At 47.9% G+C, this 13,903-nt stretch carries 12 protein-coding genes; 4 read left to right on the forward strand and 8 right to left on the reverse strand.

Annotated features, from left to right (window positions below; translation table 11 throughout):
• Nucleotides 1-226: 226 nt before the first annotated feature.
• The 7 genes from KNP82_RS14120 to dnaA all read right to left on the reverse strand — a co-directional run bounded on the left by KNP82_RS14120 (nt 227) and on the right by dnaA (nt 10,036).
• Nucleotides 227-1,216, reverse strand: coding sequence for an HD-GYP domain-containing protein (locus KNP82_RS14120; RefSeq protein WP_029596442.1), 990 nt, complete (start codon nt 1,214-1,216; stop codon nt 227-229).
• A 62-nt stretch (nt 1,217-1,278) separates the two neighbouring features.
• A complete protein-coding gene (gyrA, locus tag KNP82_RS14125; RefSeq protein WP_021067842.1) occupies nt 1,279-3,849 on the reverse strand; it encodes a DNA gyrase subunit A in 2,571 nt (856 codons plus the stop codon).
• A 22-nt stretch (nt 3,850-3,871) separates the two neighbouring features.
• Complete coding sequence (gene gyrB, locus KNP82_RS14130; protein WP_021067843.1) at nt 3,872-5,800, reverse strand: DNA topoisomerase (ATP-hydrolyzing) subunit B; 1,929 nt, start codon at nt 5,798-5,800, stop codon at nt 3,872-3,874.
• 54 nt (nt 5,801-5,854) lie between these two features.
• Nucleotides 5,855-6,973, reverse strand: coding sequence for a DNA replication/repair protein RecF (recF, locus tag KNP82_RS14135; RefSeq protein WP_021067844.1), 1,119 nt, complete (start codon nt 6,971-6,973; stop codon nt 5,855-5,857).
• Nucleotide 6,974: 1 nt separating this feature from the next.
• Entirely contained in the window at nt 6,975-7,190 is a 216-nt protein-coding gene (gene yaaA / locus KNP82_RS14140; RefSeq protein ID WP_021067845.1) for a S4 domain-containing protein YaaA, read from the reverse strand.
• A gap of 135 nt (nt 7,191-7,325) precedes the next feature.
• The gene (gene dnaN, locus KNP82_RS14145; RefSeq protein ID WP_021067846.1) at nt 7,326-8,465 is read right to left on the reverse strand and encodes a DNA polymerase III subunit beta; all 1,140 of its coding nucleotides are present in this window, start codon (nt 8,463-8,465) and stop codon (nt 7,326-7,328) included.
• Nucleotides 8,466-8,662: 197 nt separating this feature from the next.
• Nucleotides 8,663-10,036: a chromosomal replication initiator protein DnaA gene (gene dnaA, locus KNP82_RS14150; RefSeq protein WP_021067847.1), complete on the reverse strand. Its 1,374-nt coding sequence runs from the start codon at nt 10,034-10,036 to the stop codon at nt 8,663-8,665.
• 771 nt (nt 10,037-10,807) lie between these two features.
• Between dnaA and rpmH the strand changes: the two genes are divergently transcribed.
• The 4 genes from rpmH (at nt 10,808) to KNP82_RS14170 (ending at nt 13,089) form a co-directional block, all read left to right on the forward strand.
• Entirely contained in the window at nt 10,808-10,942 is a 135-nt protein-coding gene (gene rpmH, locus KNP82_RS14155; RefSeq protein ID WP_015880216.1) for a 50S ribosomal protein L34, read from the forward strand.
• A 167-nt stretch (nt 10,943-11,109) separates the two neighbouring features.
• Complete coding sequence (gene rnpA, locus KNP82_RS14160) at nt 11,110-11,463, forward strand: ribonuclease P protein component (RefSeq protein WP_021067848.1); 354 nt, start codon at nt 11,110-11,112, stop codon at nt 11,461-11,463.
• A 102-nt stretch (nt 11,464-11,565) separates the two neighbouring features.
• Complete coding sequence (gene yidC, locus KNP82_RS14165) at nt 11,566-12,426, forward strand: membrane protein insertase YidC (protein ID WP_021067849.1); 861 nt, start codon at nt 11,566-11,568, stop codon at nt 12,424-12,426.
• A 120-nt stretch (nt 12,427-12,546) separates the two neighbouring features.
• Nucleotides 12,547-13,089: an HdeD family acid-resistance protein gene (locus KNP82_RS14170; RefSeq protein ID WP_214828474.1), complete on the forward strand. Its 543-nt coding sequence runs from the start codon at nt 12,547-12,549 to the stop codon at nt 13,087-13,089.
• A gap of 16 nt (nt 13,090-13,105) precedes the next feature.
• Here KNP82_RS14170 and KNP82_RS14175 read toward each other — a convergent pair whose 3' ends face one another.
• Nucleotides 13,106-13,858 (reverse strand): nucleotidyltransferase domain-containing protein, encoded by a 753-nt coding sequence (locus KNP82_RS14175; protein WP_214828477.1) that lies wholly within the window; start codon nt 13,856-13,858, stop codon nt 13,106-13,108.
• Between the last annotated feature and the right edge of the window lie 45 nt (nt 13,859-13,903).

The following is a 13,903-nucleotide window of genomic DNA, read 5'->3' on the forward strand; positions in this document are numbered from 1 at the left end:
AATTTGATATAGCTCTTTAAAAATGACGAAGCTTGCGCTTCATTCAAACATTGTAAAACTTTTTTTGCCTCATCGTTCAGTTTTCAAAGTTCGTCTGCCGCTCTTAGCGACTCATTTATAATAGCACCTGCATTCTCTTTCGTCAACTATAAAAATAAAATATTTTAAAAGAATAAAAAAACAGTGTGCTCCTTCTTTGCACTATATAGAAGGAACACACTTTATATTATTGAAATGCGATGATTCGTACTTCGTCTAAACGAGTTAAATCATACGTTTCTTGCGTCGGTTCTGATACGACAATCGGTTGTTCGACACTCGGTGTATAGTGATGAATCTTCCCACGAACCCCACTACTCAACAAAACGGTTCGACCCACTTCATAAAAGCCGAGTAACGTAGCTAACAGTGTGAGCGCCTCTCCATCGTACGCTTCATTTTGCCACATATAGAAGTAAGCTTCTTCCGGAGTGAGTGCAGCTCGGAATGTTCGCGGTGCCGTCAACTGACAAAAACGATCTGCCACGATAAACAGAGGAGAGGCAGGATGAAGCGCTCGCTCTTCAAGACGATTTGGGAAGCCCGATCCATCGAGCCGCTCATGATGTTCGGCCACTAATTTACCGACACGCTGCCGTAATGTCCGATCTTCAGGTAACATCGCCATCGATACGAGTGGATGTTGATACAGAAGCTCACGCTCCATTTTTGTAAAATAGCGCATATGTGACCATTTGCGGATTTTAGCGTAACTGGCATCGGCGAAATAAGATGCGATTCCATAGTCAAACTGAAGCCGATGTTCGTCCCCCCGATATTTCGATAACGTTTTTGCGACGAGCGCCCGATAAATCGCATGATGAATCACATGATTTTTACGTAACGGTTGGTTCGTGAAAAACTTGACGATTGCTGATAAAGGATAGTCTTGGCGAAATAACTGATGAATAAATTCAAGAGCCTCATATGGATTCGGTGATATCCGTTCTTCCCATTGATTGTAGTGACGTTCATACTGAAGAATCTTTTCGCATAAGTCGCGTTCTTCCTCATGTGTAAAGGGACGGCGTTCTACCGGAGCAACTTCAATCGCATCAACTTTCAAAAAGCGGAGCAAACGTAAATGTTCGTTCGTCAGTCTAATCCCGGCCTCTAATGAAGAAACAGATGTTAAGAGCGTCATACCTACGTGCACGTTTGAAATAGCGAGTCGCATACTCATCCCTCCTGATCGTATGAAAACAGGTCGAACGGAAGCTCCGCTCGACCTGTTTCGCCTTATTCGGTCACTTCAGACGATAGGTCGGTTTCTGGTGCTTCACCATCAAATCCATTCTCCATCTCATCTGCTGATTCCTCTTCTAGCTCATCTTTTTTCAATTTGGCAATTGTAGCCAAACGATCGCCGTCTTCGATGTTCATCACTTTCACACCGCGCGTACTGCGACCCATTTGCGAAATCGTCTGTGAATCGATCCGAATGGCGACACCGAGCTCGGTCATGAGCATGATATCGTCGTCCTCATCCACGACTCGCATACCGACGACGGTACCGCGGTCAGTCTTGATTCCGATAATTCCAGAACCGCCTCGACCTTGCGTGCGGAATTGCTCCATCGGTGTTCGTTTGCCATAGCCTTTTTCCGTGATAATCAATACGTCTTGCGTCGGGCGTACGATTTCCATCGAAACGACTTGATCGTCATCCTTCTTCAGACGAATCGCACGGACACCTCGGGCGGTACGGCCCATCGACCGTACTTCACTCGCAAGCGGGAAGCGAATCGACATCCCTTCACGCGTCACAATCAACATTTCGTCATCGCTCTTCGCAAGACGGACAGTAACCAATTCGTCCGTATCATTCAAGCTGATGGCACGAAGTCCGTTTTTATTGATGCGGGCGTAAGCCGAGAGCGGTGAACGTTTGACGAGTCCTTGCTTCGTGATAAACACGAGCGACAACTGCTCGTCTGCCACTTCAGCTTCCGAATCTTCACTTCCATCCTCAACGATGGCTTTGTCTGCCAAGTAACTATTGAAGTCGACCGGAATCATCGTCTCGACTTTTTCGCCTTTATCGACTTGTAGCAAGTTAATAATCGGCATCCCTTTCGCAGTCCGGCTCATCTCTGGGATTTCATACCCTTTCAAGCGGAAGACGCGACCGAAGTTCGTGAAGAACAGGATCGTATCATGCGTCGAAGCTGACAAGAGACGTAACACGAAGTCCTCGTCATTCGTACCCATCCCTTGCTTGCCTCGTCCGCCTCGTCGTTGTGTACGATACGAGTCGCTTGGGATTGATTTGATATAACCTTCGCTCGTGAGCGTAATCATCATGTCGCGAACTGGAATCAAGTCTTCATCTTCAAGCTCGATGATATCCGTACGGATGACTGTCCGACGTGCATCGCCATAACGCTCTTTGATTTCTGTCAACTCGTTGCGAATGATTTGAAGCAAGAGTTCTTCGTCGCCTAAGATGGCACGCAACTCTTCAATCAAGGCGCGAATCTCGCGATACTCGCCTTCGATTTTCTCACGCTCAAGTCCAGTCAACCGTTGAAGACGCATATCGAGAATCGCTTGCGTCTGCTCGGTCGACAATCCGAAACGGGCAATCAATTTCTCACGGGCCTCGTCACCGGTCCGCGTGCTGCGGATGATGGCGATGACTTCATCCAAGTGATCGAGGGCAACGCGCAATCCTTCAAGGATGTGTGCACGGGCCTCGGCCTTGTCGAGATCGAACTGCGTCCGACGGCGGACGACTTCTTTTTGGTGCTCGATGTAGTAATAAATCGCTTGCTTCAAGTTGAGCGTCTTCGGTCGTCCCCCAACGAGGGCGAGCATGTTGACACCAAACGTCGTTTGCATTGGCGTTTGTTTATACAAGTTGTTCAAAATGACACTGGCATTCGCATCGCGGCGTACTTCAATGACAACACGCATCCCGTTACGATCCGACTCGTCGCGAAGATCAGTGATGCCTTCGATTTTCTTGTCGCGTACCAAATCGGCAATCTTTTCGACGAGGCGCGCTTTGTTCACTTGATATGGGATTTCATGAACGAGAATCCGTTCACGACCATTTTTCAACACTTCGATTTCAGCTTTGGCCCGCATCGTGATTGATCCACGACCCGTCTCATAGGCGCGGCGAATTCCGCTACGTCCTAAAATTTCGCCGGCTGTCGGGAAGTCAGGCCCCGGGATATACTGCATCAACTCGGAGATGGTGATATCCGGGTTATGCGTCAACGCAAGAACGCCGTCAATGACTTCGTTCAAGTTATGCGGCGGTACGTTCGTGGCCATCCCGACCGCGATTCCACTCGTCCCGTTGACCAAGAAGTTCGGGAACCGGGCTGGCATGACGACCGGTTCTTTCTCTTCTCCGTCAAAGTTCGGTTGGTAATCAATCGTGTTTTTGCCGATATCACGGACGAGTTCCATCGCGATTTTCGACATACGTGCTTCTGTATAACGCATCGCTGCGGCTGAGTCTCCATCGACCGATCCGAAGTTTCCGTGACCATCGACGAGTTCATAACGATAACTGAAATCTTGCGCCATCCGAACCATCGTCTCGTAAACGGCAGAGTCACCGTGCGGGTGATACTTACCGATAACGTCACCGACCACACGGGCCGATTTTTTATGGGGCTTGTCAGCACGAATTCCAAGTTCGTTCATCGCATATAGGATACGACGGTGAACCGGTTTCAGACCGTCTCGTACGTCTGGGAGGGCACGTGACACGATAACGCTCATCGCATAGTCCATGAACGAGGTGCGCATCTCTTGGCTAATATTTATATCCTTGATATTTTCTTGTTCTGCCATTCGTTATTGCCTACCCTTCTTTTTAAATATCGAGGTTTTTCACGTAATGCGCATGTGATTGGATGAAATCACGTCGCGGCTCGACATTGTCACCCATGAGCGTCTCAAAGATCTCATCCGCCTCAATGGCGTCTTGAAGGTCGACACGAAGCATCGAGCGTGTCTCTGGATTCATCGTCGTGCTCCACAGCTGTTCAGGGTCCATCTCACCTAGACCTTTGTAACGCTGTACGCTGTAACGAGCATTCTCCGGAAGCTGTTTAATCGCTTCTTGCAATTCACGGTCGTTCTGCACGTAAGTGACGTCTTTCCCGTGCTTCAAGCCGTAAAGTGGTGGTTGCGCGATATAGACATACCCGCTCTCGACGAGCGGACGCATGTAGCGATAGAAGAACGTCAAAAGCAGTGTGCGAATGTGGGCGCCATCGACGTCGGCATCGGTCATGATAATTAACTTATGATAACGAGCCTTCCCGAGATCGAACTCTTCCGCAATCCCTGTCCCGAGCGCTGTAATAATCGTACGTACTTCTTGGTTGGCTAAAATCTTATCAAGTCTCGCTTTTTCGACGTTGATGATTTTACCTCGGATTGGCAAAATCGCTTGGAAGTGACGATCGCGACCTGATTTCGCTGAACCGCCGGCCGAGTCACCCTCAACGATGTACAGCTCAGACTTCGATGCATCTTTCGATGAACAGTCGGCTAGTTTCCCAGGCAATGAACTGACTTCAAGGATCCCTTTACGGCGTGTCATCTCACGAGCACGTTTCGCTGCGAGACGGGCACGGGCCGCCATCAAGCCTTTGTCGACGATCAATCGACCGACAGATGGATTTTCAAGCAAGAATTGCTCGAACGTGTCTGTGAAGAGCGAGTCTGTGGCTGTACGCGCATCGGCGTTACCAAGTTTCGTCTTCGTCTGCCCTTCGAACTGTGGCGACGGGTGTTTGACCGAGACAATCGCCGTCAATCCTTCACGTACGTCATCTCCTGACAGGCTACCATCAGCCTCTTTCATGAGACCGAAGCGTTTTGCATAGTCGTTGATTGAACGCGTGAGCGCCGTTTTAAATCCAGTCTCGTGCGTTCCGCCCTCATGAGTCGGAATATTGTTCGTGAATGAATAGATGTTGCTCGCAAATCCTTCGTTGTACTGAAGCGCAATCTCGACTTCAATTCCATCCTTCGTGCCATGTACGTAGACAGGCTCGTCGTGGATTGAGGCTTTCGAGCGGTTCAAATGTTCAACGTATGACTTGATTCCACCCTCGTAGTGATAATTGCGTTCAATCGTCTCATCGCTGCGCTCGTCTTTGGCGACGATGCGGAGTCCTTTATTCAGGAAGGCAAGTTCGCGCAAACGTGTGGCGAGTAAATCAAAGTCATATTCGAGCGTCTCTTCGAAGATATCCCCATCCGGGAAGAAACGAACAGTTGTACCAGTCGTATCGGTCGTACCGACGATTTCAAGTTCGCCTTGTGGGACACCGCGTTTGAATGACTGATAGTAGACGTTGCCGTTACGACGGACGAACACTTCAAGCTTCGTCGACAACGCGTTGACGACCGAGGCCCCGACACCGTGTAGACCACCTGAAACTTTGTATCCGCCGCCGCCAAACTTACCTCCGGCGTGAAGGACGGTGAAGATGACTTCGACGGCAGGACGGCCCGTTTTCTTTTGAACATCGACTGGAATCCCGCGTCCGTTATCTTCGACAACAATCGAGTTACCTGGTTCTACTGTCATCGTGATCGTGTCACAGTGTCCGGCGAGCGCTTCATCAATCGAGTTGTCGACGATTTCCCACACCAAGTGGTGGAGTCCTCGTGAGCTCGTTGAACCGATATACATCCCCGGGCGTTTACGAACGGCTTCTAACCCTTCAAGCACTTGAATCTGATCAGCACCATAATCTTGCATTTGTTTTTCGTTTTCGTTACTCATCGGTTTTGTTCACCTACTATACATGAATTGGTGTTCATATGGATTGGTCTTACGTTATACAGATTCCGTTTCAACTTCGCCTTGTTTCACGTGAAACACCTTCGCTTGTTGAATCGTTTCGTGAGCGATGCCATCAATGTTGGTCGTCGTGATAATGGTTTGGACTTTTTGGCCCATCGTGTCGAGCAGATGGGTTTGGCGATGGTCGTCTAATTCAGATAACACGTCATCTAACAAAAGCAATGGATATTCCCCGACCTCTTCGTGGATCAGTTCAATCTCCGCTAACTTTAAAGACAAAGCCGCTGTACGTTGCTGGCCTTGTGAACCGAACGTTTGGACGTTGCGATTGTTGACATACAATTCAAAGTCATCTCGATGCGGACCAAATAACGTCACGCCTCGTCTTCGTTCGTTCTCTCTTATTTTATCAAACTTTTGACGATACGTTTCAAACATCGCCTCTTTTGGGTAACGTTCTTTTTGGAATGTATCCGATACGTATTGAATCGTCAGTGTCTCCAAGTCACGTGTGATGCCGGAATGGATGGGTCCCGCCCATTTTTCAAGCTGATCGATAAAATGATGACGTCGCGAAACGATTTTCACGGCAAGCTCAATCATTTGATCGGTGAGCACCTCTAGTAGCGTCTCGTCCCCGCCTTTGATGGACAGTTGCTTCAACAAGGCGTTCCGTTGCTTCAGTGTCTTCAAATACTGATTCAATTCATGTAAATAGACAGGACTCACTTGCCCGATTTCCATATCTAAAAACCGTCGTCTTCCTTGCGGGCTACCTTTGACGATGGCAAGGTCTTCGGGTGCGAACAGCACGACGTTAAAAGCGCCGACATAGTCGCTGAGGCGGCGTTGTTCGAGATGGTTCAATTTCGCTTTCTTCCCTTTCGGTGAAAACGTGAGCGACTGGACCGTCTCCCCGGTCCGTTTATGAATCCGTCCCTCGACCATCGCTGCATCCGCCTCCCAGCCGATCAGTTCACGGTCTTGCGTCGTCCGATGTGACTTTGCGAGCGCAAGTACGTAAATCGATTCGAGCAGATTCGTTTTCCCTTGGGCATTCTCACCAATGAGAACGTTCGTCTGTTCTGAAAAATCTAGCTCGAGGGTTTCGTAGTTGCGGTAGTTTTGCAATCGGATCGACTTTAAATGCACGTTAGTTACCCTCGATTTGGAAGTCTCCGAAACCTTCGACCTCAATCGTGTCCCCATCGCGTAGTTTGCGTCCGCGACGTTGATCAACCTCACCGTTCACTTTCACTTGAATGTCCTCTAAGAAGAACTTCGCTTGGCCTCCGCTTGAAATGATATCAGCCAACTTCAAAAATTGTCCGAGCGTTACATACTCGGTTGTAATCGACACTTTTTTCATGTCGTCACTTCCTTTCTTTCATACTTAGTACAAAAAATCGCCATACTTATTAGTTTATCGAAAAACGTCGAATAAGGCAAAAATGGGGATGACAAGGTGAAACACCTCATCATCCCCGAATCTGCTCAGTCTGACTTAAGACGTGCGGACTGGCAAGATCAACTGTAGGACGCTATCTTGCTCGACCGGACGCAAGATGAACGGACGCATCGAACCCGTGAACTGGATTTCGATCTCTGAAGCATCAAGCGCACGAAGCGCATCCATGACAAATTTCGAGTTGAATGAAATTTTTAACTCTTCTCCTTCAAGCGACAGGATGCTGACGCGCTCTGACACTTTCCCGACTTCTGGAGAATGAGAGGAGACTTCGACCGTCGTCGCTTCTTCAGCGACAAACTTGATGACGTTATTGCGATCAGCGCGTGCAAGCAATGACGCACGATCGATAGCTTGGAGGAAGTCCTTCGCGTTCATGCGGACCGCTGTCCGGTATTCTTCCGGAATCAAGCGTGATGTATCTGGGTATGCTCCGTCGAGTAGACGCGAGAAGAACGAGATGTTTTTCAAGCGGAACAAGATTTGTTGGTCCGTCAACACGATTTCGACTGGCAACTCTTCCCGATCAAGCAATTTTGCGAGTTCGTTCAATGAGCGGCCTGGGACGACGACATTTTGGAACGTCAAATCGTTGTCTGTCTCAAACCGTGCCCGGCGAAGTGCCAGACGGTGGCTATCCGTTGCGACACACGTCAAGAATCCTTTTTCGGCAGAGAAGTTGACCCCTGTCAACACAGGACGTGTCTCTTGTCCAGAAACAGCGAAGCTCGTTTGACGGATAATCGTCTTCAACAAATCGGCCGGCAAGTAGAAACGACGCTCGCTTGATAGTTCAGGCAGGCGCGGGTATTCATCTGGATCGAGTCCGTTCAAATGGAACTCGGCTTGTCCCGATTCAATTCGTGTCATAAAGTTCGGAGACACTTCGAGTGTCACTTCATTCGTCGGCAACTTTTTAACGATCTCACCGAGGAAACGTGCATTGAGCACGACGCTACCTGCTCGTTGAATTTGAATGAGTTCGATTCCGCCTTCTTCAATCGGGATTAAGCGTTCGATTGAAATTTCCGTATCGCTACCTGTGAGCGTCAACCCATCGGCATGGGCTTCAAGCTTTAATCCTGTGAGGATTGGAATCGTCGTTCGGGAAGCAACAGCTTTTGATACATCTTGTACGGCTTGCATGAATACATCTCGCTGAATCGTTAAATGCATGTGGATAATTCCTCCTAAGTGAACTGAGTCATATAGTTAATAATAATAGTATTATTTAAGTCATAATAGTAATAAGGGCTGTGGATACTGGGGATAAGTCACTTTAACCACTGGTGTTGAGCCATTCCGCCTGTGAATAACTTGTGGATAACTATGTGGGTTTATCCACAGGATATCCACAATGAAATTGAAGCGTTTTATGACAATGCTTTCTTTAACGTCTGAATCGTCTCTTGCATCTCCGGATCGTGCTTGAGCAACGTACTAATTTTCTCATGGGCGTGAATCACTGTCGTGTGATCGCGTCCACCGAACTCTTCCCCGATTTTAGGAAGCGAGCTTTCCGTCATCTCACGTGATAAGTACATCGCGATTTGACGAGGGAATGCGAGCGTCTTCGTCCGTTTCTTCGCCTTCAGTTCATCGACTTCAATATTAAAGTGACGGCCCACGATTTCTTGAATGTCCCGAATGACAATTTTCTTCGCTTCTTGGACCGGCATGATGTTGTGCAACGCTTCAGCAGCGACATCCGGATCGATCGGACGACCGACGAGCTTGGCATAGGCCACGACGCGCGTCAACGCCCCTTCGAGTTCACGAATGTTCGTGTCGATTTGGTTAGCAATATACAGCATGACGTCGTTTGCGATATCCAGTCCTTCTGCCGTCGCTTTCTTGCGTAAGATGGCAATCCGTGTTTCAAGGTCAGGCGGTGTGATGTCTGTGATAAGACCCCATTCGAACCGCGAACGAAGACGATCTTCGAGCGTCGGAATCTCTTTAGGCGGTCGATCACTCGAAATCACAATCTGTTTCTGATCGTTATGAAGCGCATTGAACGTGTGGAAAAACTCTTCCTGTGTCTGTTCTTTCCCGGCTAGGAACTGAATGTCATCGATTAAGAGAACATCAATGTTCCGATAGCGGTTGCGGAATTCTTCGGTCTTATTGTCACGAATCGAGTTGATAAACTCATTCGTGAACTTTTCAGATGATACGTAAGCGATTCGTGCGCCAGGCTTCTGCCCTTTCACGTAATGACCAATCGCATGCATCAAATGCGTCTTGCCGAGCCCGACTCCTCCATAAATGAAGAGCGGATTATAGGCGCGCGCCGGCGCTTCTGCGACAGCGAGCGAGGCGGCGTGAGCAAATCGGTTACCCGACCCGATGACAAACGTCTCAAAAATGTACTTGTCATTCAGCTGTCCGAGGTTCCCTTCCTCTTTTGGTAGTACCGGAAGTGGCTGTTCTTTCATTTCTGTGGCAGCAATCGTCTCTTTCGATCCATCCGCAGGTGCATACTTGTGTGCTTGTGATTCCTCGATAAAATGAATCTCAAGCTTGTTGTTCGTTACTTCTTCAATCGTATCTTGTAACAATGACAAGTATTGACGCTCAAGCCAAGTCACAATGAAACTGGCTGGCGCGGACACGACGAGTGTCGTCCCCATCAACGAAATTCCTTCTGTTGATTTCAACCACATATCAAAGCTGGCTTTTGGTGTTCGTTCCTCTTCCTCAATCAGAGATAAAACATTTCTCCAAATCTCGCGAGCATTCTTCAATGAAAGACCTCCTTTACTCACATGTTGGCGAAACTTATTCACACGATATACACATACACTATTCTATAGTAGATAATAGGGTTATCCCCAGAGAACAAAAACTGTGGATAACGTTATCCACATGGTGTTGATGTTGGGGATAACAGTTATCCACAGCCTGTGTATATCTTGGAATTGCTAAAAGTTCATCCACAAGTTTGTGCACATTCAGTTTATCAAAATAAAATAGACGTGGCAACGGTTTTTGATATTTATCCACAGACTGCAAAAAGAATCCACAGGCAGTTATCCACATGCTGTGTATAGTGTGGATAAACTGTGGATATGATGTGGATAATTAGAAGTGAGATAAGATATAGACAGAAAAGTTATACACAAAAGAGGAAGAAGGAATTGTGGAGAATATTTTTTCAAGAGAAGAAAATGAAAAATTAAAAAATGGAATCGTAAAATTGTTGAAAGAAGAGGAGTTATTCACATATAAGTGTGGATAACTTTTGGGATATGTGGATAAAATGGCTTTAGACAGCTATTTGTAAAAAAGTCACTGGCGGATTGTTAATTCTCCATGTGATTCATTGCTTCCGTTTCTTCTAGATCATGCCATCCGGAGGTGATTGTCCCCTTCCCGTCCGAAGGATTTCATCCTAATTGAAAACCTAGCGAAAACTCATTGACAATCTAGACAACAGTTTATATAATCTTAAAGACTGCCTTAAATGAAACTATAACTTGCTAATAGAGCGTTAACCTTGAGGAGGTGCTTTAACAATGAAACCAACTTTCAATCCTAACAACCGTAAGCGTAAGAAAGTCCACGGATTCCGTGCACGCATGGCGACTAAAAACGGCCGCAACATTCTTGCAGCTCGCCGTCGTAAAGGCCGCAAAGCCTTGACTGTCTAATACAGATCATGAGATTGCCCGAGGAATCCTCCTTGGGCAATCTTTTTTTGTATCGTCACAGAACTCACACAAACGGACGGAAAAAGCTGATTCACTCTCGTTGAAACGAATGGGATATGGTATGATGTTAGTTGACGATTTTTGAAGCGAAGGATGGAGTGAGAATTTTGAAAAAAGAATACCGCCTGCAAAAGAATGAAGAGTTCCAAGCGGTGTTTCGTGAAGGACGCTCCGTGGCCAATCGTCAGTTTGTCGTCTACACGCAGAAAGCGGATCAAGCGCACTTCCGGGTCGGACTTTCGGTCAGCAAAAAGCTGGGAAATGCCGTGGAACGGAACCGGATGAAACGATTGATGCGTGAATCGCTTCGCTTGCTCGAACCGAACGTGGCTCCGCACAATTATGTCATCATTGCGCGCAAACCAGCGACGTCGCTTACGCAAGATGAAGTGACAGAAAGCTTGAAACACGCATTCAAACGGGCTAAAGTTTGGAAGCAGAGACAAGTCGATCGATCATAACAATCCGAGCTCGTTCTTTCATATATAACGCGAACTAATTAGGATTGACCGATAGACGTGTGATGAAACAAAAGAATCGATAAAGAAAGCGTAGGGGGAACTATGAGCAAAAAGCTAAAATTAGGATTGTTGGCTGTCATGACCGGCGTCATCATGTTGATGGCTGGTTGTGTCGACCCATCGACGATCCAAGGAGAGCCGATTACGGCTGAGACGGAAGGCTTCTGGTCGCAATACTTTGTTTGGCCACTAGCATGGTTGTTGAAAGAAGCGGCTTACTTAATTGGTGGGACGTGGCAGTACGGTTACTCGATCATCGTCGCGACGATTATCGTCCGCCTCTTGATTTTACCGCTTATGATCAAGCAGACGAAGAGTATGGGTGCGATGCAAGTATTGCAGCCGGAAATGCTCAAGCTACGTGAGAAGTACAGCTCGAAAGACCAAGAGACGCAACGTAAACTGCAAGAAGAAATGATGAAAATGTATCAAGAGTACCAAATCAACCCGCTCGCGGGCTGCTTGCCAATCTTGATTCAAATGCCGATTTTGTTCGCGTTCTATGATGCGATCCGTCGGACACCTGAAATCTTTGAAGCGCAGTTCCTCTGGTTCGACCTCGGGGCACCAGATCCAACGTTCATCTTGCCGATTCTGGCAGCGATTTTGACGTTTGTACAGCAAAAAATCTCAATGGCGGGCCAAGAACAAAACCCACAATTGAAAATGATGCTCTACATCTTCCCAGTGATGATCTTCGTCATGTCGATCACGCTTCCAGCCGCCCTTTCGATGTACTGGGTCGTCGGTTACATCATCTCGATTATCGTGACGATGGCAATCATGCTCCCGATGCGTGAAAAGATGAAAGTTCAAGCTGAAGCGAAAATCGCTGCGAAAGAAGCAGAACGTGCCGTACTCGCAGAAGAAGAAAAAAAGGCAAAAAAGAAAAAACGTAAATAAACGCTAAGGCTGTGGATAACCAATCCACAGCCTTTTTTGTCGTTCGGGATAGATCAACCTTAAATCCGGGAATAAACAAAGCAGTGGTCGAAATCGTCGAATCAGAAAGGGGTCTTTCATATGGAGACGCTCATCAAACGGTTGGAACGGTCGACGTTCATTCAAGCGGCGCTTTACGTGGTAATCGGGTTACTCATCATCTTGTATCCGCGCATCTTTTTTGATGCGATCGTCTATTTGGTCGCGGCTTACTTTGCCATCATCGGTCTCGTCGCCATCGTTCAAGGGTTGCGGCACAAACGGGACGGGCTCCCAGCCGGTTTTTTTATGGGAATCATCTATTTGTTGATCGCTTTAATCGTCTTTTTCTTCGCTGAAACGTTGGCAAGTCTGCTCCCGATTTTTATCGGCGCCTTATTCTTGTTTGGTGGCATCATCCGGTTGATTCAAGCCGTCGGATTTCGCCGGACCATCGCCAATCGGTGGATGTACTTCATGCTGAGCAGTCTATTGTGGATTGGGATTGGCCTACTCATGTTGGCGAACCCGTTTGACAGCCTGCTCATTTTGTTCCAATTGTTCGGCGGTTTTCTCATCGCCGTCGGGGTGATCGAATGGGTGCTCTATTTCACACTCCGCTCCTCGAGACGCCAGCAAGCATAAACGAAAGCCGCTCACATTAGGAGCGGCTTTTTTCACGGATGACGAGTCGGTCGGAAAACGGACGAATCACTTCGAACGCAACGGTCGTCTCGAAGAAGGGACGCTCGGCTTCGAGACGGGAAATATACCATCGAGCGGCAGTCGCATGATGGTCGGGTGTCAACGCTTCATAAAAGGTCCGGATTTCAATCCGCTGTCGGGCGGCCACGTCTTTCAACCCGAGTGCGGCCCGATCGGGTTCGTAATGAGCGGCGAGCACATAGGCGAAATGACTCATGCCTTGCCGAAGCATCTCGACGGCCCAGACATCGTTGCCGCGGTCACGGGCTTTCGTATATTGGAAAAGGAACCAAATCGCATCAAACACGTGTCCGCTTAAGTCTTCATCCGACAAGGTGAGCGAACTCGAGTGATGTTGCAGTCGGTGTTCCGGATCATACAGCACCGTGATTGTGTCTTGATGGTTCAACGTGTCCGCCGTCACCGTGAAGAAGTCGAGATGCAAGAAATCATCATAGACGACGATCAGTTGCGGGGCTACGATATCGATTTCGTCCTCGAGCAGAATCGGGCGATATGTGGCCAGATGGTCGCGGCGGCGCGACAAGAACTCATTCAGGCTGTCAGGGGCGACCATGACGTACAAGTCGACATCGGAATGTTCGTCCGCTTCACCACGCCCGAACGATCCTTTCAAGAAAATGGCCTGCACGTCCGTATCGGAGATGAGGCTGTCGGTCAATGTGGCGATGGCATCTTGCTGTCGCATTTCATCACGTCCTCCATGGAAATATATTCCTTTATTGTACTAAAG

The sequence above is a fragment of the Exiguobacterium sp. s26 genome, from assembly GCF_018618235.1.
Taxonomy (GTDB): domain Bacteria; phylum Bacillota; class Bacilli; order Exiguobacteriales; family Exiguobacteriaceae; genus Exiguobacterium; species Exiguobacterium chiriqhucha.

Bases quoted from the DNA above. Each gene is read 5' to 3' on its own strand.
- KNP82_RS14175 (WP_214828477.1), bottom strand. From the start codon at position 13,858: ATGCGACAGCAAGATGCCATCGCCACATTGACCGACAGCCTCATCTCC.
- gyrA (WP_021067842.1), bottom strand. From the start codon at position 3,849: ATGGCAGAACAAGAAAATATCAAGGATATAAATATTAGCCAAGAGATG.
- yaaA (WP_021067845.1), bottom strand. From the start codon at position 7,190: ATGAAAAAAGTGTCGATTACAACCGAGTATGTAACGCTCGGACAATTT.
- KNP82_RS14120 (WP_029596442.1), bottom strand. From the start codon at position 1,216: ATGCGACTCGCTATTTCAAACGTGCACGTAGGTATGACGCTCTTAACA.
- yidC (WP_021067849.1), top strand. From the start codon at position 11,566: ATGAGCAAAAAGCTAAAATTAGGATTGTTGGCTGTCATGACCGGCGTC.
- rpmH (WP_015880216.1), top strand. From the start codon at position 10,808: ATGAAACCAACTTTCAATCCTAACAACCGTAAGCGTAAGAAAGTCCAC.
- dnaN (WP_021067846.1), bottom strand. From the start codon at position 8,465: ATGCATTTAACGATTCAGCGAGATGTATTCATGCAAGCCGTACAAGAT.
- gyrB (WP_021067843.1), bottom strand. From the start codon at position 5,800: ATGAGTAACGAAAACGAAAAACAAATGCAAGATTATGGTGCTGATCAG.
- KNP82_RS14170 (WP_214828474.1), top strand. From the start codon at position 12,547: ATGGAGACGCTCATCAAACGGTTGGAACGGTCGACGTTCATTCAAGCG.